The organism is Polluticoccus soli (assembly GCF_029269745.1).
Taxonomy (GTDB): domain Bacteria; phylum Bacteroidota; class Bacteroidia; order Chitinophagales; family Chitinophagaceae; genus Polluticoccus; species Polluticoccus soli.
The window spans coordinates 2,285,713-2,309,235 of record NZ_JARJHT010000001.1; the positions used below are offsets into that span (position 1 = coordinate 2,285,713).

Here is a 23,523-nt window from a genome sequence, read left to right on the forward strand (position 1 = left end):
ACTTGATTGTGCGTGTGCAAAGGTACGGGAAATGCGTGTTGGATACTGGATATTGGATATTAGATAGTTGATATTGGATGGTGAAATTTGCGATTTTTCTATGTGTTGATAGCAAATGTTGCCGTTTTTGTCACGAATTAAGGAAAAACAACATTTTGGTCAGCCGTTTTCCCAGGTTTCCTCAACCGATCTATACTGCGGATAGCGTTTTGTAAAGCTGTCTTTCAGGTTCAGCACGAAGCGCGCAGCCTTCAGTTTATCAGTAACGGTAGGCTTTTCAAGCCGTTTTTCGCCGTTGCGTACCTTTTCTACCAGGCCGCCCTCTATGATTTTTAAGAACCCAGCCTGCTGGTCGTAGTACGCTTCCAGCCGTTGGATCCGGGCCAGAATTGTTGCTTTTGTTGCCTGTTCATCCAGCGCTGCATCATTTTCCGACAACATTTGGTGTACATATTGGTTTTTGAGCAACCGGCAGACATTGGCTCTTGCTGCGGCGTCTGTTGAATTAGGGTAGGCTACTTTATAAGCCGTGATTCGATCGCTGCCTGCTTTCATAGCAGCAACAAACCGCTCGTGGGCGAGGTTGGTGGTGGGCATAGGGTTGTGGTTTTATCCGCAGCTTTGGGCTGCGGTTTTATTATAGCAAATATACGGAAATTTATTGTGATTTGATGGTCCTCTGTAACCCCTCCGCCCGTCTCCATCTCCTTCCTTCCCCTCCCATCACCACCAAACGTCATTGCGAGGGAGTATCTGTGAACACAGATACGTACGAAGCAATCCAGCCACGCGTAGGACAGGCAATACGGTAGACTCAATCGCTGGACAAACAACATGTATCCACTATCTTTAATTCATGTACAAAGGTGGCACTGTTTATATACTATCGTCTGTCAGCAAGCGGGTGCTGTATACTGGTGTCACGTCCGATCTTGAACGCCGTATGATCGAACACAAGTCCAAAGCTTTTCCTGGTAGTTTTAGTGCGCAGAATAATTGTTGTCAGCTTGTTTACTACAAGCACTTCGGCAGCATTGAAGAAGCTATAGCCGAAGAAAAGCGTATCAAAGGTGGTAAAAGGAAGCAGAAGGAAAGCCTGATAGCGGGCATTAACCCGAATTGGTCAGATCTTTCGTTAACCCTGACAGATTGGTGGCCTGAGCAATGGTAGTACTATGCCCAACACGTGGCTGGATTGCTTCGTACATATTTGCATTCGCAAATATTCCCTCGCAATGACGTTTGGTGGGGTGGAAGCTCCAGCTGGCCTCAATTCCCAGCCAACGATTTAAGAACTAAAGGTTTTAACTGGGTGCCGATCAATTCTATAGACTGCATCAATTTCTCATGCGGTAGCTCTGCACTGTCTAGCTGAAAAGTAAGCCTTGAAATACCGCCAAGCGCCTTGGAATGGCGAAGAATTTTTGCTGCGACATCTTCCGGGCTGCCAACCAGCAAAGCGCCACCGGGGCCCACCTGGTCGTCAAAGCTTCTCCTGGTCATTGGTGGCCAGCCTCGTTCCTTACCAATTTTTGTCATAGAGGCTGCATAGCCGGGATAAAAATCGTCTATTGCCTGCTGTGTTGTACTTGCTACATAGCCTAGCGAGTGCATGCCTACCTTTAATTTATCGGGTGCATGACCCGCTTTTTGTCCAGCCTCGCGGTAAAGATCAACCGACGGACGAAAATAGTGTGTCTGTCCGCCTATGATAGCAACCATCAGCGGCAACCCAAGAATACCAGCACGAACAAACGATTGTGGTGTGCCGCCTACCCCCAACCAAATGGGTATGGAGGTTTGGATAGGTCTTGGATATACCGGCTGATTGTTAATTGCAGGACGGAATTTGCCTGACCATGTTACAAACTCATTGTCGCGAATTTTAAGCAAGAGATCGAGCTTCTCAGCAAACAGCTCATCATAATCGTTAAGGTCATATCCAAAAAGCGGGTAAGCTTCTATAAATGAACCGCGCCCCACTACCATTTCCGCCCGCCCTTTCGAGATCAGGTCAAGCGTAGCAAAACTTTGAAAAACCCTTACAGGGTCTGCCGCACTTAGCACTGTAACTGCACTTGTAAGCCGTATCTTCTCTGTACGGGCGGCAGCAGCGGCAAGGATAAGGGTGGGAGCTGAGTCAAGAAATCCCTTCCTGTGGTGTTCTCCAATGCCGAACACGTCGAGGCCCATGCGATCCGCATGTACTATCCGATCCAGCAGCTGCGCCATGGCGTCTGCATCGCTTATCATTTTACTGCTGTCGCCACTAAACATGGCTGCGAAACTATCAACTCCGATTTCCATGATATCCGGGTTATGATTTAATGATCAAATTTACCCAGGAACGAATTAGCATGCTCATCAATAATGCGGGCCACTGAAAAAGCCGCTGACTATCAGTGGCTTTGCCTACCGTCTTTTGGAGGGTAATTTTTTCATCATATACCTGAATGCCTTGTCTACCACAATAGAATAAGATTTATTAATAAACTCTTCTGAAGAATTATCCCTCTTATCAAAGATCATAAGTTGCATTTCTCCATCTTCATTCATATCGAGGGTTACGGTGTATAGTTGCAATATATGTTTCAGTTTTGTGGTGCTACGCATGGAGCATGAAGGTAAAGAAATGATAAGTGCAGACCTATTACTGGCGCGGGTGTTCCGCAGGACCACTCGTGTCAATCCAGTCCAGCCGGTCTCTGACCGGCATTCAAGGAACGGTCGTAAGATGAGATGTTCAGTTGGCTGATAGATGAAGAATACACGAACAACTGGATACTGCGTTTCTCGCTTTGAGCTGCTGTATTTCAAATGCCGGTCAGAATTTAACGCAGAGGATGACCGGGAAGTGTCACAACCAATCATTGATGACGTTGTCAATGAAAAATTGATAAAGTACAATCTTAATTAGCTTGTAGCACGTAGTTAGAAATTACGCGAGACTGTTTTATTTGTAACGCTACCGCCTTTTTGAGAAGACCAGCCTAGTTGCTGTAAAACAGGTAGCTTGCAATGCTTCAATTATCAATGGTTGGTGATGAATCTTTGTGTGCTAGTGAAGTGAAGAGGTTTGCCGCAGGTGCTGGAGCATAAACAACTATATGATATGTTTTAGCGTTTATTGTATGGGTTGCAGTTTGTTTCAGCATCTTTCGATCTGAGCGGGCGTAATAAAATAAGACTGCATGCCGAGCGCCCGTCGCATTCATGTAGGTTATCACCTGGTGTATATCAGCATCTCTCACGCCAATGTCTATTCGCCGCTTTACTTCAAGAATACATGGGCTATTGTTAATCTCAAACACAAAATCCGGCCTTAAAAGATAGTTGTTACTAACAATAAGGGGTTCTCGGCGTATTTTTATTTGAGGGAACGTTTGTGCTAAAAAGCCATGAAGCATCCCTGAAAATACCTGCTCTTTCATACTGGTGTCTACACTACTTTTTTCAAATTGTTGTAAGAAAGAGTCGATAATTAATTCAATTGCTTCCGTAATAGCAAGATTGGCAAGCGATTCACTATTCCGTGGCAGATTGTTGCTTTGTGCGACACTGTTGGCAAAGCCCAGCTGTTCAAGTATCTGGTTGAATAATAGGTATATAAAAGCGGACACACTGACTAGTGCTAAAAAAGCTTCGCTTTGGTCAAAGAACAGCTTATGGTCGTGTGTTGACTTGTTTCTCCATTCTTTCCGATAATTTTCGAACTGTTTTAATACTCTGTCTTTGAACAGCTTATTTGATGCAAAATATTTTTCAATATTATTCGGAGTTTCCTGAGAAACAGAATGTTCGTCCTTTTGAGCTAGTATTTTATACGCCTCCTTCAGCCCACCTTCAAAGGCCTGATTACACCTGTATATTACATCCGTATAAAATTGATCGTCACTAGTTTCCTTTCCTTGGCGAAAGAAATACTCAGCACGTTGTAAATGAGTAAAGACCGTGTCAAGGAAAATAGAGCTATCATATTTTTTGATAGCCGCCATCTGCTCCTGAATTGTTTTAACTATGTCCATTATGCTCAGTTATAACACGTCTGATGTTTCCTTGACTTCCGTTGTTTTATTTTCTTTGGGGGCGTCAAAGTTTTCAGGTAAATATTCGGAATACTTTTCCTTTAGCAGAGCTAATGCATTTTCATTGTCTGAAAAATTGATATTTACTTTATCCTTGACATATTGGTAGCGTATTTTCGCCTTTTGTATTATGTTCCCCCAAGGCAATACCCAAACATCGGCGTTAGAATGTTCGGTTACATGTCCATATTCTCGGTGTTGCTGCCCTACCTGCGGCTCAATTTCGTCCTTAATATTTCTAGTGAGGAGTATGAAGACCCACTTGGTATTTTCTTTAGGGAACCTGCTATCTTTAATGACTTTTTGAGCATAGGATTGAATTTGTCTTAGCTGGTCGAAACCAGCATCCACATCCGGTTTTTTTAATTCAACTACTAAATTGATATAGCTTTTCCCGGCACCAGTTGAAAATTGCTTCCAAAGACAAACATCCGGTATTGTTTGTAATTGGGAATTGTCTTCACTTTTTACAACCTCTTCAAAATCCTCTCTGCCTAATTCTTTTAAATATTGCCTTAAAACGTTTTGTAGCGTTATGTCATCTGCGCCATATGTATATTCATCGCCGAACACCCATGTTTCTTTAACAATGATTTTGTGTAAATGACGTCTCTCTAAAACACTTTTAGAATGCTCCGGATCGTAAATTAAAAGTTCAAGCGCGCGCAAGAAGGTCAACCGGTCTGTCAGCTCCTTCATCGTATCAATAATATTTTCCAAAGACGTCTTTTCAAGAAGATCTGCTAATTCATCTCTCTTATCATCAGGTAATCCAACAACTTCAGCTAATATTTTTTGCAGGCTAGAGGTATTGCTTTCCAATGCCTCTTTAAGAAGCATTAAAGTAAGTTTTTTGCTTGCAATATCTTGTTCATTAAATGAAGGTAGATATTCATTTACCTGAAGAGCTACTATATCAAATACTTGTCTTTTTGCTATTTCTACATCGTTGACCGCTTCATCGGTGTATGGGTAGACTTTTTCCCTTTTTAAATCATTGATAAACTCTTTAGAATAGAAGTGTAGTCTTTCGCGGACGTAATTTCTTGCGATTTTTTTCGCCTCGTTGTAAATCGCCTCTACATTTTCATCCATTTCCGACAGTACCAGCTTGTTTTCTCTATGAAGCTTTTCAATGTAGTCTGATTGGATGAAGATTGAAATTGGTAAGCTTGATCGTATTCCTAAAGCGATTTCCTTGAATGGAATCCCTTTGTCACCACACAAGTATGTTTTTTTCTTATTGTCGAAATTCCATTCGATGACTTTGATTTTGAAAGTGTACCGTTTATCCTCTATTAGTACTTCATCGATGTCTTTTTCAAAGGTATTACGCTTTAAATTGTCAAATTCCAGGTTTTGACCATTAATGACAATTTGAAAATCGGGATAACTAATGTGATATGATGCAAACTTTTCCTGTAGGTCTGAACGACTTTCTTTCCTAAATGCTTCATCAGCAACCTTATCATCAATGTTATGAATCGTCACAACGAAGGATGATGATGCCTTCGATGGTAGGCTTTTTAAGTCTCCCAATATCGGCTTTCGCAAAGTATTGCGGTCGATCGTAAGGTTAAATGTTTTGGAACTCCCATTTTCCGAATAGATGCTTTCGAACTGCACAAGATCGCCGAGCGCAAATGATTTGTAGCGGCCTTTCCCTTCTTTACCATGATAAGGTCTTCCATTTGGACTCGTGGGCTGTGATTTTTTCTGTGATCCTCCTAATCTTTTAAAAACTTCTTCAGCTTTCGTGTATTCGAGACCGTGTCCGTTGTCCTGAACCACAATCTTTTCATATTTACCGAGTGCATTTTTATGATAGTTGACTCGCACTTCTGTAGCATCAGCATCAAGGGCATTCCAGATTAATTCAGATAATGCGGTAATTCCATTAGCTCGAGTAAGAGACTCGATATGATCTTGTTCGACGGTTATAGTTAGATCTTTTGACATGGCTTGACAAATTTACAGATATTTTGCATTGAAGGATATGCGCTGTCACGGTTACATTTAAATAAACGTTGCCTAATGGCCATCCTTCCTTTCAACGGTGCCAACGCCACTGCAGATTTATAGGCATACAGTCCCCTGGTACATAAGGCTGCTTTACATTTCGCTTTATTATTGGGCTGCACCGCTGAGTCTCAGGAGATTCTTCGCACGGCTCAGAATGACAAGGCTATTAGGCAGGTTGATACTGCCAGTTCAGCAGGGTAAAATAAGAAAGCCGCCATCCGGCGGCTTTTCTGTTTTGTAATTTCCAAGAAGCTTACACTACCACATTGATCATCTTCCCTTTCACATATATGATCTTCTTCGGCGTTTTGCCTTCCAGCCATTTTTGAACAGTGGCATCGGCCAGCACTTCGGCTTCCAGTACTTCGCTGGCTATATCCAGCGGGAATTCCATTTCCACCCTCGTCTTACCGTTTACAGCAACAGGATATTTCTTACTGCTTTCAGCAATGTGCTTTTCATCTGCTACAGGGAAGGCTGCATCCAGCACCGTGGTCTTGTGGCCAAGGTGACTCCACAGCTCTTCGGCCAGGTGCGGCGCAAATGGCGCGATGGCAACAGCCAGCGGCTCCAGCACTTCTTTTTTGTGGCAGTTCAACCCGGTCAGCTCGTTCACGCATATCATGAACTGGCTTACTGCTGTATTGAACGAGAAGCGTTCTATGTCTTCGCCTACTTTCTTGATGGTTTTGTGTGTGGCGCGCAGTTCTGCTTCTGTCGCTTTTTCGTCCGTTACGATCCAGCCTTTCTGCTCGTCGAAGTACAAGCGCCAGAATTTTTTCAGGAAGCGGTGCACGCCTTCAATGCCTTTGGTATCCCATGGCTTGCTCACGTCTATCGGCCCAAGGAACATCTCGTACATGCGGAAGGTATCGGCACCGTATTGAGCAACGATATCGTCAGGGTTCACCACGTTGTACTTGCTCTTACTCATCTTCTCTACCTCGCTCACGCATACAAAGCTGCCTTTGCCGGTAATAACGTTACCATCTTCGCCAATAAAGGTTGCATTAGCATAGTCAGGACGCCATGCTCTGAAGCGGTCGATATCCAGTTCGTCCTTATCGTTCACGAAAGAGATATCGGCATGCAACGCCTGGCTCGGCACTTCACCGGTAAACAATGCAGACTCACCCGCCTTGTACCTGTTCTGCTCACGCAGGAACTCAATGGCTTCGTCGTTGTTGTTCTTGTCTTTTATTTTTTCCAGCACGCCTTTCGAAACAAAAGTGCCGGTCTTTATCAGCTTGTAAGCAAACTTTGAAATCCCCTGTATCATACCCTGGTTCACCAGTTTCTTGAACGGCTCTCCAAAGTCAATATGGCCAAGATCGTACAGCACTTTGGTCCACATGCGGCTATACAGCAGGTGGCCTACCGCGTGCTCGGTACCGCCTACGTATATATCCACCTCGCGCCAGTAGCTGGTGGCTTCTTTGCCTGCAAATTCTTTATCGTTGTGCGGGTCGGCATAGCGCAGGAAATACCAGCTGCTGCCTGCATAACCCGGCATCGTGTTGGTCTCGCGCATGCCGCCGGGGGTTTCTACCCAGTTGCGCACGTTGGCCAGCGGGCCCTGTCCTTCAGGACCGGGCTTGTAGTGTTCTACCATTGGCAGTTCTACCGGCACCTTGCGCAGTTGGTCGTCTATGTCCAGTTCTTTTTCATCAATGCCATAAGGCGTATCGTGAATATAGATGATCGGAAATGGCTCACCCCAATAGCGCTGACGGCTGAAGCCCGCATCTCGAAGCCTGTAGTTGACCTTTGAGTGGCCCACGCCTGCGTCTTCGATAGCCCTGATGGCTATAGGGGCAGCCTGCGCAATGTCAATGCCCTCCAGGAAACCACTGTTATCCAGCTTGCCCGCTTTTGACGTATATGCATCGTTGCCGCTATAGTTCAGCCCGAAGATATTGGTGATGGGTATCTCAAAATATTTCGCAAAGGCATGGTCGCGTTCATCGCCGCTGGGCACAGCCATGATAGCGCCGGTGCCGTAACCAGCCAGCACATATTCAGATATCCAAACGGGGATCTGTTTGTGCGTGAACGGGTGTGTGGCATAAGCGCCGGTAAAGCAACCTGTCACCTGTTTTACTTCCGACATGCGCTCGCGTTCGGAGCGGCTCATTACGTAGGTCTTGTATTCTGCAATGGCTTCCTTCTGTTCATCCGTTGCTATCTCATCTACCAGCGGGTGTTCAGGCGCCAGCACCATAAAGTCTACACCGAATATCGTATCAGGCCTTGTGGTGAAGACAGTGATCTTTTTATCAGAAAAGCCGAATACATCGAAGTGTACTTCAGCGCCGTTGCTTTTGCCTATCCAGTTGCGCTGCATTTCCTTCATAGCCTCGGTCCAGTCGAGCGTATCGAGGCTGCTCAGCAGGCGGTCGGCATATTCGGTAATACGCAAGAACCACTGGCGCATTTGTTTCTTCACAACAGGGTAGCCACCGCGTTCTGATACGCCGTTCACTACTTCGTCGTTGGCCAGTACAGTACCCAGGGCTTCGCACCACCATACTTCTGCATAGCTCAGGTAGGCTATGCGGTAGTGCATCAGTATGTCGCGCTTCTCGGTTTCCGTATAGCCTTTCCATGTCTTTGAGTCGAAGCATAGTTTTGCATCGGCCGGACAAGTGTTCTTGCTGTTGCCTTCTTTCTCAAATATTTTGATCAGCTCAGAGATGGGCCTTGCTTTGTTGAGCTTGCGGTCGTACCAGCTATGGAACAACTGCAGGAATATCCACTGCGTCCATTTGTAGTACGACGGATCGCTGGTGCGCACTTCGCGGTCCCAGTCGTAGCAGAAGCCTATATTATCCAGCTGCTCCCTGTAGCGGGCAATGTTCTTTTCCGTTGTCACTGCAGGGTGCTGGCCTGTTTCCAGTGCATATTGTTCTGCCGGCAGACCGAAGGCATCGTAGCCCATTGGGTGCAGCACGTTAAAACCTTTCAGCCTTTTGTAGCGGGCATAGATATCTGAAGCGATATAACCGAGCGGGTGCCCTACGTGCAGCCCCGCACCGCTTGGGTAAGGGAACATATCGAGCACATAACATTTGGGCTTGTCAGACTTGTTGCTGACCTGATATACTTTATTCTCTTTCCAGTATTGTTTCCACTTCTGTTCTAATTCCCGAAAACCGTATTCCATAGCATTATATATAAAAATCGAATGCCAAAAGTACGAAAGCGGCGGGTTATAAGAAAAGCGCGCCGGTGAGGGCGCGCTTTATTCTGTTATGGCAGTATGTATGTCTCTAATGATTCAGGTCAATACCAATGGCAAGAATTCCTGCGGCGGTGAAACTGTTTGTATTGATGTCTGTATAAGTTGATTGTCCGCCCAACAGCACATCTAAGAGCACCTGTGTTGGCCACTTCGTATCAAGATTCATCCTGATGGTGAATACATTATACTCCTGTCCATCCATAGTTGCTTGTTTATTATAGCTGGAGGTTACGTCTTTTATTGGCGTTCTTGAACTACCGGCAGTGTGCTCAAAGCCGGCGGTAAGGTTTTCCAGCTTGACAGAATATGCCTTGCTGTTGTTGGGTACGTATAACAGGAATTCCCATTTCTGGGTTTCTGTTGGCATGTCGGCGTGGCTTGCCCAGTAAGAAAAGTACCCGGACTTTTTGGTCAATGGAGCAGGTATGCCGTCTACCTTGAAATCGGTAATGATACATGGCCTGTTCCAGTATTTGGCAGTGTCTTTAACAACGGTAGGCTGGGGAGTAGGAGCCGGATCGTCGTTTTTAGAGCAGGCGGTCATTAATAGGGTTGTAGCTACAAGTAGGGTCAATAAACGGACAAAATTTCTCATTAATGGATTGTTTTCGCAAAACTACTGCTGCCGGTTGCAGGATAAAATACCCAATAGTGGGTATTGTTATAGTATACTGCCATTTCGTACTGTATTGGCGGTTTTATCAATGCTTTTTACTTTTGCCGCATGCAAACACTGAAAACATCGAAGGCACGCGAGAATATCCTTGGTAAGATCCGCAAGGCGCTGAGCGCTGATAAACTGCCGATGCCGTTCCCGGAAGCTGAGAAATCGGCCAATGTGGATGTTTTCGCCGAATCAGGCCTTACCGTAGAAGAGACCTTTGCGGAAAGCTTCATTAAGCTGGGAGGCAAGTTCGTGTTTTGCAACAATGAGCAGGAGCTGCTGGAATCCATAGCCGAGCTGCATGAAAGCCGCGGCTGGCAGCAGCTGTATTGCGCGGAAGAGCGCCTGTTGCAGCTGTTCCAGAACAATAAGATAGACGTGGTGCACCGCGCCGATGTAAGCGACGGAACCGCCGACGCCTGCATTACCGGCTGCGAATACCTGGTAGCCCGTACCGGCTCAGTATTCCTGAGCAGTAAGCAGCACCTGGGGCGTACCGCCACTGTTTTCTACCCGGTTCATATCATTGTGGCCTACGCGGGGCAGGTGGTGCCCGATATCCAGCATGGCCTTGACCTGCTGACGAAAAAATATGGCAATAACCTGCCATCTATGATCAACCTGAATACCGGTCCCAGCCGTACGGCAGATATTGAAAAGACACTGGTGGTGGGTGTGCACGGTCCCGGCGAGGTGTTCTGCTTCCTTGTAAACGCCTAAAAAACTAATGCTGAAACATAATTACCACGCGAGATAATTAATGTTTCAGCATTTAAACTATAGGTTTTATAGACAGTGTAGTGGGTATACCAATTAAGGGCACATAAGGGCTGGGGCGCGTTAATTGATAGGAGGTTAGGTAAACCTCTGAGTACAAAGCAACGCACTTATGTTGGTACACTATTGACCCATTTGCCCAAAATAGGGTTTCATCCACCGAAATGTTGTTCCCGTCCGACGAACGGCAGGCTTATTCCGAATCTTTTTGTTTGAAACCGGCTGTGCGGTTGATGGTATTGAACATATTCACAAAATCTGTTCTAACGTTCTTTGACACAGGTATTTGCATGTTGTCTTCCATGATCAGGACACCTGCTATTTCATAGCGTTTTATGTGGTGGATATTCACAATGTATGACCGGTGCACCTGGTAAAAGTCGTTTTCGTCGATCACCTTTTTGAACTCGCCCAGGTTGTACGAGCTCATGATACTGGTGTTTTTGGTCACCACCTTGGTGTATTTGTTCACGCTCTCGAAATACAATATGTCCTCGGCGTTCAGGTAGTCGATACCCTTTACGTTAGGTATGCCGATCTTGATGGCGTTGTTGGGAAGTTGGTGCTGGGTTTTTGAATTGTTCGAAGTGCCTTTAATGTTCTCCAGGGCCTTGTTGACCGCAAACGACAGTTCGTAGTCGTCGACCGGTTTCAGCACATAGCCCGCAGCAGAAAATTTGATGGCCTGCAGTGCGAATTCGGTATGAGCGGTTACGAAGATCACCTGGAAAGGAATAGAGGGAAACAGCTTCAAGAAATCTATTCCCGACTTCTCCGGCATCGAAACATCGAGAAAAAGCAGGTCGATGGCTTCGCTGCGCAGCACTTCAAGCCCTTTCCGCCAGTCGGTAAATGTTCCCTTGATCTGGATATTGGGGAACAAGATGTTCAACCGCTCCTGCAGCAGTTCAATGGCTTTCGGCTCATCGTCGATGATGATACAACGGATCTCAGGCGACATACTTCAAATTTCTTATGGTTAGTTTCACAATGGTTCCGGATTCAGGTTCGGGTTTATCAATATACTCAAGATAGATATTCATCTTCTCATATTTCTTGAAAATATTGATGAGTTCCTGCGTCAGTTTCGTTCCATACGATTCATATTGCGCATCGCTGCTTCTCCTTATTTCGCGCGATTTTCTCCTGCCTACGCCATTGTCTTCAATGGTGCAGATGAGTTCGTCGCTCGAAGAACCCTGGTAGAAGCGTATTTGCAGCGATCCTTTTTTTCCTTCCGGTAGGTGGAACAATCCGTGGTTGATGGCATTTTCAACTAACGGTTGCAACAGCAACGAAGGTATCTGAATAGCGTCCGCGGCTACCTTGTTCTCCACATTTATTTCGTACCCAAATTTATTCTCAAACCTGATCTGCTGCAGCTCAATATAGTTCTTCAGCATTTCCAGCTCTTCAGACAGGGTTACGTACCTGTTGCGCGAGGCCTGTAAGTATGACCGCAGCAGCCGCGAGAATTTATTTACGTGCAGGTAAGCATCGTCCATCTTTTTCTTGCTAATGAAGTACATGGCGCTGCCCAGCGTATTGAAAATGAAGTGCGGATTGATCTGCGCGTGTATGGCCCTCAATTCCAGGTCGGTCAACAGTCGTCGTTTTTCATTAGAGCGGGCCACGATATTTCTTGTAAGCAGTACGATGCCAAGGACGAGTGTAGCAAATAGTAACGCGCCTGCTATCCAGAATACAATTCGCCAGGTAGATGTTTGGTACCAGTAGGGGCTGCGATAAATGTAAAAGGTGTACGTTTTGCTCTTCAGGATATCGTCGTGAACATAGCATTGTATCTTGTACATGCGGCCTGCGGGTACCTCGCCGATATATACCTCACCCGCCTCCGTTGTTTGCCATTCGTTCTTGTCGCCGATCTTATAGATAAATTGTCGTCTGCCACTGCCATAAAAATTGATCAGGTCGAAGTTGAGCATTTCGGTTTCCTGTTGCAGGTGGATAGTGTCTCCTGATTGAATAGATTTTTGTTCGGGAGAACTAACGACCAATCTTGAATCCTGTTTTGCGTTTAGCTGCGCTTTTGCCGCCAATAGCTCACTTACGCTGAGCGAATAGGCAGCCTGGTCGGTGGTAATGATGATATTATTCTGGCTGTTCACCATCAGATCGTAAATACGGTTGTAGTAGTGGCGCCGGATGTTGCGGAATATCGTGAAAGGCGATAGCATGCCGTCATCAGAAATGGTAGCATAACCCAGGCCAAAATTACCGGCAAGGAACACCATGTTGCCTTGTATCCGCATTAATACGTTCGTGAGATCTACATTGGGATGTAGGTAACGTAGTTTGAACGATCTTAAATTGAACTGGAAGATCAGCTTATCGGTGAGAATGTAGATGTTATTATGCTTGTCGACCTGCAGTTGCGAAATGCTGCTGATGTTCAGTCTTTTTAACTGTTCGATAGGCATGATCGCCTGCTTCCCGGTTTCAGGATCGAACAATGCAAGGCGTTCTTTATTGTACAGCCAGTATTTGTTATTGAAACTATCAAATACCATATTGGGGTACCTGTCTGAAAAGAATCTTTGAATGTGTGCAGAGTCATTGCTTCGGGTGATCTTGAATATGCCGCCGCCACGTGACGATGAAAAAAATATCCCCGGCCGGTATTCGTTCAGGTTAAATATGCTGGTCAGGAAATGGTCATCATAACCGACTTGTTTTTTTTCTTCTTCGTGCGACGTATAACTGATATACCGTCCAGCTGTGAAAAAGTCAAGTTTACGTTGGGGGACATTGTACGTGTAAACGCCATTAAAAACGCTTTGGGTAAAAGCAATGTATAGTTCATCGCCATGTTCGCGAACTGCCTGTACATCGGCATTGGGAAAAGAGGTAAAGAACCGGATAGACAGGTCGGGGCTTACGGCGTATAGCGTTTTTTGTTTACTGCTCCACCAATAGCTATTGCCTGATGTGGTATTGCCCACATTTACACTTTTGGTCAATGCAGCGATATGTTTGTTTCCTCTAAATAATATGGGCGTACTTGGCCGCATCAAGACGCCGTCTGCTGTAGTAGCGTACCATTCGTTAGCTGAACCGTCTGTGATGAAAAAGCTAACCTGTGATAAATTCTGAATAGTGTTGTGGTCGATCTTTCTTTCTATAAGCCGCAGGTTGAGGTCAAGTAGATACAGGGCTTCATTTGTGATCACGCACACCCGGTCGTCTAAACGATAGAACAACAATATGCCTTCTGACTCTTTAGCTCCATAACGTGTCAGGTCTATATGCTCGTAAGTGCAGGTGTAAATATTGTAGAAATGAAGAAAGCTGGCGCCAGGTGCGTACCCGAGAAATCCACTGTCGGTTACGTTTCGCTGTATGATCTGCGCATTTACCATAACCTCGGGCAGCGTACACAGGAATTTGCATGCCAGCTGGCCATCGGCAATGCGACATTCAAACAGCCGGTTGCCGTATATGTTCAGAAACTTGTCAGGTTCGGGGTGAATGAATATTCTTGGGCGTGGTGACGGAACAGGGTAGGCAATTGGCTTGTCGTTCGAATCAATTTCAACCAGGTCGTCATCGGCCAGGAAGAACACGCGGCCATTCCTGACCATTGTCCGGAAGCCTTTTATCGCGTCCTTAGCAAATTCGTAGTCAATGAATTTGACCTTGTTGTCTTTTATATATCCAAGGGTATATCCATAATAGTCTACCCACAGCCGGCGCTGTGCATCTTCAAATATGCCGAACATTTCCAGCGGCAGCCCGTCGGCTGCGTTGAATGTCCGGAAGGTATAGCCGTTATATTTTGCTATACCGTTATCTGTTGTCACCCAGAGATAACCATTACGGTCCTGAAGCAGGCTATACACGTTATTTGAAGGCAACCCCTCGGCCATGGTCAGGCGGATCATGCGGCTGGAATCCTGCCCCAGGCAGGCGGGGATGCTATAGAGCAGCAGTAATAATATGTACGATAATAGCCGGGACATGACGATAATCAGTGGCCTGAAGCCGAAATATACGATATATGGAAGGAATGGTGGCCTAACTTTGCTGCATGACACAGCTGAATGATATTGAGTGCAGGGCAGATATCGAGAACTTGATAAATACTTTTTACGACAGGGTGAAGGCCGACGAGGTGATAGGTCATATCTTTCATAAGATCATAGGCGAGGACTGGTCGCACCATTTGCCAACCATGTACCAGTTTTGGGAAACGGTCATGTTTGCGAAGCCCGGTTACTCAGGTAATCCTGTGCGGGCGCATGTGGAGGTGGACAAACGCATTGAGCTAAAAAAGGAGCATTATGAAAGATGGCTCGAGTTGTGGCGCAAAACGGTTGATGACCTGTTTGCAGGTCCAAGGGCTGAAGAAATAAAACAGCGTGCAGTGATGATGATGCAGATGATCAGCATGAAGGTAGACTGGGCCCGGCAGGGTAAATCAATATTGTAGTATCTTGGATGGATGCATTCCTACTCCATTACCGGCAACCTGGTAGATATTTTTGAGAAACGTATCTACCCGGCCACTATCTACATCAGCAACGGCAAGATCGTTTCTGTAGATGAACTGCCCGGAACTTCTGACCGCTATATACTTCCCGGTTTTGTTGACGCACACGTACACATCGAAAGCTCGATGCTGGTGCCAACAGCCTTTGCGCGACTGGCAGTGATACACGGCACCGTGGCCACAGTTTCCGATCCGCACGAAATAGCAAACGTTTGCGGTACACAGGGTGTGCAGTACATGATCGACAACAGCAAACGAACTCCATTTAAATTCTTTTTCGGTGCGCCTTCGTGTGTGCCGGCCACTACATTTGAAACAGCAGGCGCAACATTAGATGCCTATGCTGTTGAGGATTTGCTGGCGAGTGAGGATATCTGGTACCTGTCGGAGATGATGAACTACCCCGGTGTGCTGAACAAGGATAGGGAAGTAATGGCCAAGATAGCCGCTGCAAAAAAGCTGAACAAACCTGTAGACGGTCATGCTCCGGGTTTGCACGGCGCGCAGGCCACGGCATATGCTTCCGCCGGCATCAGTACTGACCACGAATGCTTTACTCTTGATGAAGCACTAGATAAGATAGCAGCCGGAATGAACATCATTATTCGCGAGGGTAGTGCTGCGCGCAATTTTGAAGCACTGCACGAACTGATCAGCAAGTACCCTGATCGCGTTATGTTTTGCAGCGATGATAAACACCCGGATGAGCTGGTGGTTAGTCACATAAATGCGCTTGTAAAACGCGCACTTGCAAAAGGCCACGACCTGTTCGATATTCTGAAAGCTGCGTCTGTTAACCCAGTACTGCATTACAATCTTCCTGTTGGTATGTTGCGCCCCGGTGACGCGGCGGATTTTATCATTGTAGATAATACTACTGACTTCAACGTGCTGCAAACTTATATAGGTGGCGAGGTAGTGGCAGAAAAAGGCAAGACCCTATTGCCGCATGTGAATGCGGCGAACATCAATAACTTCAATACCGACATGAAGAAGCCGGCTGATTTCGTCGTGCCTGCTTCTGAGCCTGAAACAAGCATCCGTGTTATTGAAGCCATAGAAGGGCAGCTTGTGACGAATGAACTGATAGTTTCCGGCAAAGTAGTCGATAATAATCTTGTCAGCGATGTGACTAACGATGTGCTCAAGATAGCCGTGGTGAACAGGTATGCACCCGGTCAGCCTATTGCAAAAGCTTTCATCAAAAACTTTGGACTGAAACGCGGTGCGCTTGCATCTACAGTTGCACACGATTGCCACAATATTATTGCCATAGGTGTTGATGATGATTCACTCTGTGCTGCAGTGAATGCCCTCATCAAAGCAAAAGGTGGTATCTCTGTAGCAGAGAATGCTAAAACGATACATTGCATGCCGCTGCCTGTTGGTGGATTGATGGCAACCGACGATGGCTATAAGGTAGCTGCTGAATATTCGAAGATAGATGCCAAAGCAAAACAGCTGGGTACTCCGTTAAAGGCGCCGTTCATGACGCTTTCGTTTATGGCGCTGCTTGTCATTCCTGCACTAAAGCTGAGCGATAAGGGCTTGTTTGACGGAGCGAAGTTTAGTTTTACAAATGTAGAAGCATAGAAAAAGCCCTCCGGTAGGGAGGGCTTTTTTCGGTGGTGCCAGTTGTTTCCAACTGGTCTTTTATGTGGTGTTAGGTGTTTCCACCTGACGCATTAATTCTTGTAGGTCTTAAGCGCTGCTTCCAGGCAATCCATTGCTCCGTTAATGTCTTCGTTGTTCAACACATAAGCAAGGCGTACCTCGTTTCTTCCTTTACCCGGAGTGGCGTAGAAACCTGCAGCAGGGGCCATCATCACCGTAGCGCCGTTGTGCGAGAATTCTTCCAGCAGCCACTGGCAGAATTTTTCGCTGTCCTCTACAGGCAGTTGCGCCATAGCGTAGAAGGCGCCGCCCGGCACCGGGCACTGAACGCCCGGCATAGCCTGCAGGCGTTTTACCAGCAGGTCGCGGCGAGAAGTGTATTCGGCATGTACACCGTCGAAGTAATCAGAAGGCAGGTCAACCGCAGCTTCGCCCAGTATTTGAGCAAATGATGGCGGGCTCAGCCTTGCCTGTGCAAATTTCATAGCAGCATCCAGCACTTGCTGGTTGCGGGTAACGAAGGCGCCGATACGGCCGCCACATGCACTGTATCGTTTAGATATTGTGTCCAGGAGTATTGCATGGTCTTCCAGTCCTTCGAGTGAAAGGGCTGAGATGTGCCTGCGGCCATCGTAGCAAAACTCGCGATAAGCTTCGTCGCTGAACAGGAACAGGTCGTGCTTCAGACATATTTCCTTCAGTACATCCAGCTCTTCGCGGCTATACAGGTAGCCGGTTGGGTTGTTAGGGTTGCAGATCATGATCGCTTTGGTGCGAGGCGTTACAGCCTGCTCAAACGCATCTATCGGCGGCAGTGAGAATCCGTCTTCAATACCTGAAGGTATCGGAACGATCTTTACGCCTGCGCTGGTAGAGAAGCCATTGTAGTTAGCATAGAACGGCTCTGGTATGATGATCTCATCGCCCGGGTCCAGGCAGCTCATAATGGCAAACAGGATAGCTTCCGATCCGCCTGTAGTTACGATTATCTGGTTGTGGTTAACGTTGATGTTATTGCGGCTGTAATATTCTACCAGCTTTTTGCGGTAGCTTTCAAAGCCGGCGCTGTGACTGTATTCCAGCACCTTCATATCTACGTGGCGCACTGCGTCAAGAATGGCAGTAGGCGTTTCAATATCAGGCTGGCCTATGTTCAGGTGGTACACCTTAGTGCCTCTTTTTTTGGCAGCTTCTGCGTAGGGTACCAACTTACGTATCGGGGATGGCGGCATTTGCGCGCCACGATGAGAAATTACTGGCATGGGCGCAAAATTAGACAAACCTGCGCTTATTCAGCGGCATTTACGCATAAAAAAATAGTCCCGCATTATCTGCGGGACCATTTATTCAAAGTTAGAAATTCGCTTAGTTCTTGGCTTTAGAAGCGTTTTTAGTAGCCGGGTCTTGTGCTGCTACAACCGTTCCTTTGATGTTGAGCGTATAGCGCTCAGAACCGTTAGGGTTGTTTACAGCGTTAGACTGGATGTACACTTCTTTAGCAAATGGGCTAACGTGACCTTGTGTGGTGTAAGTAACCTTTATCGAGCCTTTTTTACCAGGCAGGATCGGCTCTTTAGGCCACTGGGGAACGGTGCAACCGCACGACGCAGACGCATTTTGAATGATCAGCGGGGCATTACCCGTGTTCGTGAATTCAAAAAGGTACTCAGCCGCCGGGCCTTCTTTCAGGGTGCCGAAGTCATGGGTGTCGCCACCTTTGAATTTGAACATCGGACCATTCTTTTTGTCTTGCGCCTGCAGACCGAAAGTGGTCACAGCAAGGAGCATCAAAGTAACAAACAACTGTTTCATATCTCTTCTTCTTATCGGTTTACTTAGTTGGTTTTGATCATTGATGTGTTCGTAGGTACTGATGACTCAGGTGCTTTTTCAACTTCACCCTTGATGGTCAGCATTTTCGTGCCAGCATTCGAAACTACAGTGATAGTTTTTGTGAAAGCATTAGGACGGCCTACTGTAGAGTAAGACGCTTTTACTTTTCCTGTTTGGCCAGGCAGTACAGGTTCTTTAGAGTAAGAAGGTGTAGTGCAACCGCAAGAAGCGTGTACCTGCTGGATGATCAGCGGCTCTTTACCTTTGTTCGTGAAAGAGAATTCGTATTCAGCAGCAGGACCTTCAGGTATCGTACCGAAATCGTGAGTTTCTGTTGCAAATACTACGTCTTCAGGTTTCAGGTTGCTCGCAGGTGCAGTTGTAGTAGCAGCAGGACCATGATCGTGTCCGTCGTGGCTGGCAGCGTTAGCAGCAGCAGCTTTTTGCTCTGGAGTTTCAGGAGCAACAGCAAGTTGTACAGCTTGTGCCTTTGGTGCTTTAGTTTTGTTCTTGTTTTGAGCGAAGCTGACAGAGGCAGCCATTAAAACAACACCTAATGAGAGGATCAGTTTTTTCATATTATCTGGCGTTTTGAAAATGTTGATTACTAAATGAGTGACTACAAATTTAACACATAAGACAATAACAAAGTGCATCACGGTTTGTTAATCAGTTGCCAAAAATATATATTTTAAATCCAAATAAACCTGCGTTGACGCTATATGACGACCAATTTTGAAGATGATATTAAAAACTGCATAAAAGTGCTGGAAGAGGGGGGAACCATACTCTATCCTACTGATACCGTGTGGGGCATCGGCTGCAATGCGCTTGACGAAAATGCCGTGGATAGGGTATTTGACCTGAAACAAAGGCCTCGCCAAAAAAGCCTGATCGTGCTGCTGGCCGACGCCCGGGATATATTGAAATATGTGGCAGCCCCGCACCCCGATATTATCGAAATCGTAGAAGGCTTTGAGGCGCCTACCACGGTGGTGTACGAGGGGGCTTTGGGGTTCCCGGAAAACGCGGTGCACGAAGACGGCAGCATAGCCATACGCGTTACCGACGACCCGTTTTGCAAGTCGCTGATAAAACGTTACCAGAAACCTATAGTTTCCACCTCTGCCAACCTGAGTGGTGAACCCACGCCTGATGTGTTTGGCAAGGTGAGTGACCAGGTAAAAAACGGGGCAGATTATGTGGTAAAACATAGGCAGGACGATAACGAGCCCAAAAGCTCCTCGCGCCTCGTCCGTATCAACGAGGACGGGAGTTTGGACATATTGCGCCCGTAAATCCCGCCCGGTGTTTGTAGATTTGCGCGCAATGGATATTTCGGCCACGCAGGAGGAAAAAATAATATTTGAACGGATAGCCGTCGCTTCTAAAAAACTAGGCGTACGCAGCTACCTGATTGGGGGCTTTGTGCGTGACAAGATATTAGGCAGGGGCTGTAAGGATATAGACGTGGTATGCGATAGTGACGGTATCGAACTGGCCCACGCTGCTGCGGCGCAGTTCCCAAACAAGCCCACCGTCAGCTTCTTTAAAAATTTTGGTACTGCTCATTTCAGGGCGGGAGGTTTTGATATTGAATTTGTAGGCGCGCGCAAAGAATCTTATAAGCACCATTCACGTAAGCCGGAAGTAGAGAAAGGCACACTGGAAGATGACCAGAAACGTCGCGATTTTACGATCAACGCTTTTGCGATCAGCCTGAACGAAGAAGACTATGGCAAACTGATAGATCCGTTCAATGGCCTGACCGACCTGGAAAATAAGATCATCCGCACGCCACTCGATCCCGATATTACTTTCAGCGATGACCCCCTGCGTATGATGCGCGGTATTCGTTTTGCAACGCAGCTTGATTTCAACATTCATACCGAAACGTTCGATGCCATTCGTCGCAATGCGGAGCGTATCAAGATCATTTCGGCCGAGCGTATAGCCGACGAACTGAATAAGATCATACTGACGCCTAAACCATCGGTTGGTTTCGACTTGCTTTACCGTGCTGGTTTACTGAATCATTTCTTTCCGCAAATGGTTGACCTGGCCGGGGTGGAAATAGTAGAAGGCAAGGGACATAAAGACAATTTCTACCACACCCTGCAGGTGCTGGACAATGTTGCTGCACGAAGCACTGACCTCTGGCTGCGTTGGGCTGCCATATTACACGATATTGCCAAACCGCCTACCAAACGTTTTGAGGTCGGTCATGGCTGGACATTTCACGGACACGATGCTGTGGGGGAGAAGATGGTGCCGCGTATCTTCAAGCAGCTGCGCTTGCCGCTGAACGAAAAGATGAAGTACGTTGCCAAGTTGGTAGGACTGCACCTGCGTCCCATTAGCCTGAGCAAAGAAGACATTACCGACTCGGCCATGAGGCGCCTGTTGTTTGATGCAGGCGAAGACCTGGAAGACCTGATGGTGCTGTGCGAAAGCGATATCACTTCGAAGAACCGACAGAAAGTGAAACGCTACCTCGAAAACTTTGAGCTGGTAAAAGAGCGCCTGAAAATAGTAGAGGAGAAAGACCGCATCCGCAACTGGCAGCCACCCATCAGCGGCGAGGAGATCATGCAGATATTCAACCTGCCACCTTCGCGCAATGTGGGCACGTTGAAAACCGCGGTGCGTGAAGCTATTCTTGACGGTATCATTCCGAATGATTATGATGCGGCTTATGCGTATTTGATGCAGAAGGCAGAGGAGTTGGGGATCAGGAAGGAGAATGCGTAAATGCCATTAAAGTGCTGTACGCGGATCAGAGATACATTCATTTCTCACTTTGATGTTGTGATCTTCCAGGGCCTTTTGTAACGATAGCCAGGTTTTGTCGCGCAAGCTCCCCGCCCGGTAGCGCGCGGTTCTGAAATCCTTTAAAATTATTCGCATGGAATTAGGTTGTTTCGGTTCTGTTTCAAATGTGACTTCTGCAATATCCTTTAAAGCATACAATTTCTTTTCCCAGAACCAGTAATGGTTGCGTACGATGAGATGATTATTCGTGATTTGGAAATAATGTAGAAGCCAGCAACTAAACGTAGACCAGAAAATACAGAATATTCCAATGAAAACTAGAGAAATGACAGATGCAGTTTCACTTGCAATTTCTTTAACGAAAATGCTGACAAACATCGCCAACATACTCCATAGCATAATACCGCGAAGGCTAAAAAGCGCATTACCCTTGAAAGTGCTTATGGCATCGGTGGTAACTGTTCTTTCTCTAGCATTTGAATCTACAGAATAATGATTTTTATTTCCAATTACTAACTCATTTAAAAGCAGTTTGACCTCCCACAGATTGGTGTACATATCATCGTAAACCAATCTTTTAGTCCCATCTCTCATCTGAATCGTGATACCCTCCATCCGGAAGTTGATAACATATGGGAAGTTAACCTTCCCAGTCAGGGATACCGTTTCAATTTCATTGAGTGGATATATTTCGCGTCCAATTGTAAGCGATTGATCATCCATCTTAATAATTGGTACATTTTTAAAGTACCTGAATGGTGTATAAATAGCAGCAGCAATCATCAATATTGGGCCAACTAATAGCAAATACTTCTTAGTCTCTTGGTTGTTATTTTCAATCTCATTGAGGAATATAAATAGGCAAGCGGCGCCTATTGCGAGAAAAGCACAAAATCCCACTACGACTGAAAAATAGAAAGTAAAGGGGGGTCTTCGTGTGATAATTTGATTCATGCGTGTAACAACCAAAATAACATCGATTATCCAATAAAAAAAGCCCGCACATCGTGCGGGCTTTAATATTATCAAGAGTGATCTTATACGTGTTGCTTAAAATACTCCAGCGTCCTCTTCAAACCTTCGTGCCTGTCAACCTTAGGTTCCCAGTCGAGTATCTCTTTGGCTTTGGTGATGTCCGGCTGGCGTTGCTTAGGGTCGTCTTGCGGCAGTGGCTCGTAAACGATCTTTGATTTTGAATCTGTCAGTTTCAACACTTCTTCAGCAAACTGCTGCAGGGTGATCTCTGAAGGGTTGCCGATGTTTACCGGCATGTGATAATCTGACAACAGCAGGCGGTAGATACCTTCCACCAGGTCGTCAACATAGCAGAACGAACGTGTCTGCGAACCATCGCCGAATACGGTGATGTCTTCGCCACGCAGCGCCTGGCTCATGAACGTAGGCAGTGCACGGCCATCATCGAGTCGCATGCGCGGGCCATAAGTATTGAATATGCGGATGATCCTTGTTTCAACACCGTGGAAGTTGTGGTAAGCCATCGTGATGCTTTCCATGAAGCGCTTGGCTTCATCATACACACCGCGCGGACCTATCGGGTTCACATTACCCCAGTATTCTTCGGTTTGCGGGTGTACCAGTGGGTCACCATATACTTCTGATGTAGAAGCTACCAGTATCCTTGCATTCTTCGACTTGGCAAGACCCAGCAGGTTGTGTGTACCCAGGGAGCTAACCTTCAGCGTCTGTATCGGCATCTTCAGGTAGTCTATCGGGCTGGCCGGAGATGCGAAGTGCAGGATGTAATCAATGTTACCCGGTACGTGCACGTACTTAGATACATCGTGGTGGTAGAACTGGAAATCCTGCAACGGAAAGAGGTGCGCAATGTTCTGGATGTTACCTGTCAGCAGGTTGTCCATCCCGATCACTTCATAACCTTCTTTGATGAAACGGTCGCACAGGTGAGAGCCAAGGAAGCCTGCTGCGCCGGTAATGAGTATGCGTTTTTTAGCCATGTACTGGTTAAACTGTATAGTGTGATGTA

Annotated in this window: 20 protein-coding genes; 6 read left to right on the forward strand and 14 right to left on the reverse strand. The window is 46.4% G+C overall.

What is annotated here, in order from left to right:
• Positions 1-159: 159 nt before the first annotated feature.
• Positions 160-597 (reverse strand): hypothetical protein, encoded by a 438-nt coding sequence (locus tag P2W83_RS09975; protein WP_276133576.1) that lies wholly within the window; start codon positions 595-597, stop codon positions 160-162.
• Positions 598-856: 259 nt separating this feature from the next.
• On the opposite strand from P2W83_RS09975, the gene P2W83_RS09980 reads away from it, so the two are divergent.
• Positions 857-1,171, forward strand: coding sequence for a GIY-YIG nuclease family protein (locus tag P2W83_RS09980; RefSeq protein ID WP_276133577.1), 315 nt, complete (start codon positions 857-859; stop codon positions 1,169-1,171).
• Positions 1,172-1,269: 98 nt separating this feature from the next.
• On the opposite strand, the gene P2W83_RS09985 is transcribed toward P2W83_RS09980, so the two are convergent.
• From P2W83_RS09985 to P2W83_RS10010, 6 genes are all read right to left on the reverse strand, one after another.
• The gene (locus P2W83_RS09985) at positions 1,270-2,307 is read right to left on the reverse strand and encodes an LLM class flavin-dependent oxidoreductase (protein ID WP_276133578.1); all 1,038 of its coding nucleotides are present in this window, start codon (positions 2,305-2,307) and stop codon (positions 1,270-1,272) included.
• Positions 2,308-2,412: 105 nt separating this feature from the next.
• Positions 2,413-2,613 carry a hypothetical protein gene (locus P2W83_RS09990; RefSeq protein WP_276133579.1) on the reverse strand — a complete coding sequence of 67 codons (201 nt, stop codon included), beginning with the start codon at positions 2,611-2,613 and terminating at the stop codon, positions 2,413-2,415.
• 410 nt (positions 2,614-3,023) lie between these two features.
• Positions 3,024-4,025 (reverse strand): hypothetical protein, encoded by a 1,002-nt coding sequence (locus tag P2W83_RS09995; protein ID WP_276133580.1) that lies wholly within the window; start codon positions 4,023-4,025, stop codon positions 3,024-3,026.
• A 9-nt stretch (positions 4,026-4,034) separates the two neighbouring features.
• Complete coding sequence (locus P2W83_RS10000) at positions 4,035-6,044, reverse strand: ATP-binding protein (protein ID WP_276133581.1); 2,010 nt, start codon at positions 6,042-6,044, stop codon at positions 4,035-4,037.
• 316 nt (positions 6,045-6,360) lie between these two features.
• On the reverse strand, positions 6,361-9,270 hold the full coding sequence (locus tag P2W83_RS10005) for a leucine--tRNA ligase (RefSeq protein WP_276133582.1): 2,910 nt from the start codon (positions 9,268-9,270) through the stop codon (positions 6,361-6,363).
• 106 nt (positions 9,271-9,376) lie between these two features.
• Positions 9,377-9,943, reverse strand: coding sequence for a hypothetical protein (locus P2W83_RS10010; protein WP_276133583.1), 567 nt, complete (start codon positions 9,941-9,943; stop codon positions 9,377-9,379).
• Positions 9,944-10,072: 129 nt separating this feature from the next.
• Between P2W83_RS10010 and P2W83_RS10015 the strand changes: the two genes are divergently transcribed.
• Entirely contained in the window at positions 10,073-10,732 is a 660-nt protein-coding gene (locus P2W83_RS10015; RefSeq protein WP_276133584.1) for a LutC/YkgG family protein, read from the forward strand.
• 250 nt (positions 10,733-10,982) lie between these two features.
• Here P2W83_RS10015 and P2W83_RS10020 read toward each other — a convergent pair whose 3' ends face one another.
• Positions 10,983-11,750 carry a LytR/AlgR family response regulator transcription factor gene (locus tag P2W83_RS10020; RefSeq protein ID WP_276133585.1) on the reverse strand — a complete coding sequence of 256 codons (768 nt, stop codon included), beginning with the start codon at positions 11,748-11,750 and terminating at the stop codon, positions 10,983-10,985.
• On the reverse strand, positions 11,740-14,769 hold the full coding sequence (locus P2W83_RS10025) for a sensor histidine kinase (protein WP_276133586.1): 3,030 nt from the start codon (positions 14,767-14,769) through the stop codon (positions 11,740-11,742). The genes P2W83_RS10020 and P2W83_RS10025 overlap by 11 nt, the downstream gene beginning before the upstream one ends.
• 68 nt (positions 14,770-14,837) lie before the next feature.
• Here P2W83_RS10025 and P2W83_RS10030 point away from each other — a divergent pair, with 68 nt between their 5' ends.
• Both P2W83_RS10030 and ade read left to right on the forward strand, forming a co-directional pair.
• Positions 14,838-15,239, forward strand: a complete 402-nt coding sequence (locus P2W83_RS10030; protein ID WP_276133587.1) for a group III truncated hemoglobin — start codon at positions 14,838-14,840, stop codon at positions 15,237-15,239.
• Between the two features lie 12 nt (positions 15,240-15,251).
• Positions 15,252-16,892, forward strand: a complete 1,641-nt coding sequence (ade, locus tag P2W83_RS10035; protein ID WP_276133588.1) for an adenine deaminase — start codon at positions 15,252-15,254, stop codon at positions 16,890-16,892.
• Positions 16,893-16,984: 92 nt separating this feature from the next.
• Here the strand turns inward: ade and P2W83_RS10040 are convergent, their stop codons facing one another.
• From P2W83_RS10040 to P2W83_RS10050, 3 genes are all read right to left on the reverse strand, one after another.
• A complete protein-coding gene (locus P2W83_RS10040) occupies positions 16,985-18,175 on the reverse strand; it encodes a pyridoxal phosphate-dependent aminotransferase (protein ID WP_276133589.1) in 1,191 nt (396 codons plus the stop codon).
• A gap of 103 nt (positions 18,176-18,278) precedes the next feature.
• Positions 18,279-18,725 carry a DUF1573 domain-containing protein gene (locus P2W83_RS10045; RefSeq protein ID WP_276133590.1) on the reverse strand — a complete coding sequence of 149 codons (447 nt, stop codon included), beginning with the start codon at positions 18,723-18,725 and terminating at the stop codon, positions 18,279-18,281.
• Between the two features lie 23 nt (positions 18,726-18,748).
• Positions 18,749-19,324 (reverse strand): DUF1573 domain-containing protein, encoded by a 576-nt coding sequence (locus tag P2W83_RS10050; protein WP_276133591.1) that lies wholly within the window; start codon positions 19,322-19,324, stop codon positions 18,749-18,751.
• Between the two features lie 144 nt (positions 19,325-19,468).
• Between P2W83_RS10050 and P2W83_RS10055 the strand changes: the two genes are divergently transcribed.
• Positions 19,469-20,044, forward strand: coding sequence for an L-threonylcarbamoyladenylate synthase (locus P2W83_RS10055; RefSeq protein ID WP_276133592.1), 576 nt, complete (start codon positions 19,469-19,471; stop codon positions 20,042-20,044).
• 31 nt (positions 20,045-20,075) lie between these two features.
• Positions 20,076-21,497, forward strand: coding sequence for a CCA tRNA nucleotidyltransferase (locus tag P2W83_RS10060; protein ID WP_276133593.1), 1,422 nt, complete (start codon positions 20,076-20,078; stop codon positions 21,495-21,497).
• A gap of 6 nt (positions 21,498-21,503) precedes the next feature.
• Here P2W83_RS10060 and P2W83_RS10065 read toward each other — a convergent pair whose 3' ends face one another.
• Positions 21,504-22,472 carry a hypothetical protein gene (locus P2W83_RS10065; protein WP_276133594.1) on the reverse strand — a complete coding sequence of 323 codons (969 nt, stop codon included), beginning with the start codon at positions 22,470-22,472 and terminating at the stop codon, positions 21,504-21,506.
• Positions 22,473-22,555: 83 nt separating this feature from the next.
• Positions 22,556-23,494 carry a UDP-glucuronic acid decarboxylase family protein gene (locus P2W83_RS10070; RefSeq protein WP_276133595.1) on the reverse strand — a complete coding sequence of 313 codons (939 nt, stop codon included), beginning with the start codon at positions 23,492-23,494 and terminating at the stop codon, positions 22,556-22,558.
• Positions 23,495-23,523: the final 29 nt, after the last annotated feature.

Excerpts from the sequence above, each read along its gene's own strand:
- P2W83_RS10025 (WP_276133586.1), bottom strand. The coding sequence starts at position 14,769 with ATGTCCCGGCTATTATCGTACATATTATTACTGCTGCTCTATAGCATC.
- P2W83_RS10050 (WP_276133591.1), bottom strand. The coding sequence starts at position 19,324 with ATGAAAAAACTGATCCTCTCATTAGGTGTTGTTTTAATGGCTGCCTCT.
- P2W83_RS10055 (WP_276133592.1), top strand. The coding sequence starts at position 19,469 with ATGACGACCAATTTTGAAGATGATATTAAAAACTGCATAAAAGTGCTG.
- P2W83_RS10040 (WP_276133589.1), bottom strand. The coding sequence starts at position 18,175 with ATGCCAGTAATTTCTCATCGTGGCGCGCAAATGCCGCCATCCCCGATA.
- P2W83_RS10065 (WP_276133594.1), bottom strand. The coding sequence starts at position 22,472 with ATGAATCAAATTATCACACGAAGACCCCCCTTTACTTTCTATTTTTCA.
- P2W83_RS10000 (WP_276133581.1), bottom strand. The coding sequence starts at position 6,044 with ATGTCAAAAGATCTAACTATAACCGTCGAACAAGATCATATCGAGTCT.
- P2W83_RS10010 (WP_276133583.1), bottom strand. The coding sequence starts at position 9,943 with ATGAGAAATTTTGTCCGTTTATTGACCCTACTTGTAGCTACAACCCTA.
- P2W83_RS09995 (WP_276133580.1), bottom strand. The coding sequence starts at position 4,025 with ATGGACATAGTTAAAACAATTCAGGAGCAGATGGCGGCTATCAAAAAA.
- P2W83_RS10070 (WP_276133595.1), bottom strand. The coding sequence starts at position 23,494 with ATGGCTAAAAAACGCATACTCATTACCGGCGCAGCAGGCTTCCTTGGC.
- P2W83_RS10045 (WP_276133590.1), bottom strand. The coding sequence starts at position 18,725 with ATGAAACAGTTGTTTGTTACTTTGATGCTCCTTGCTGTGACCACTTTC.
- P2W83_RS10015 (WP_276133584.1), top strand. The coding sequence starts at position 10,073 with ATGCAAACACTGAAAACATCGAAGGCACGCGAGAATATCCTTGGTAAG.
- P2W83_RS10060 (WP_276133593.1), top strand. The coding sequence starts at position 20,076 with ATGGATATTTCGGCCACGCAGGAGGAAAAAATAATATTTGAACGGATA.
- P2W83_RS09990 (WP_276133579.1), bottom strand. The coding sequence starts at position 2,613 with ATGCGTAGCACCACAAAACTGAAACATATATTGCAACTATACACCGTA.
- P2W83_RS09975 (WP_276133576.1), bottom strand. The coding sequence starts at position 597 with ATGCCCACCACCAACCTCGCCCACGAGCGGTTTGTTGCTGCTATGAAA.
- P2W83_RS10020 (WP_276133585.1), bottom strand. The coding sequence starts at position 11,750 with ATGTCGCCTGAGATCCGTTGTATCATCATCGACGATGAGCCGAAAGCC.
- P2W83_RS10030 (WP_276133587.1), top strand. The coding sequence starts at position 14,838 with ATGACACAGCTGAATGATATTGAGTGCAGGGCAGATATCGAGAACTTG.
- P2W83_RS09980 (WP_276133577.1), top strand. The coding sequence starts at position 857 with ATGTACAAAGGTGGCACTGTTTATATACTATCGTCTGTCAGCAAGCGG.
- P2W83_RS09985 (WP_276133578.1), bottom strand. The coding sequence starts at position 2,307 with ATGGAAATCGGAGTTGATAGTTTCGCAGCCATGTTTAGTGGCGACAGC.
- P2W83_RS10005 (WP_276133582.1), bottom strand. The coding sequence starts at position 9,270 with ATGGAATACGGTTTTCGGGAATTAGAACAGAAGTGGAAACAATACTGG.
- ade (WP_276133588.1), top strand. The coding sequence starts at position 15,252 with ATGCATTCCTACTCCATTACCGGCAACCTGGTAGATATTTTTGAGAAA.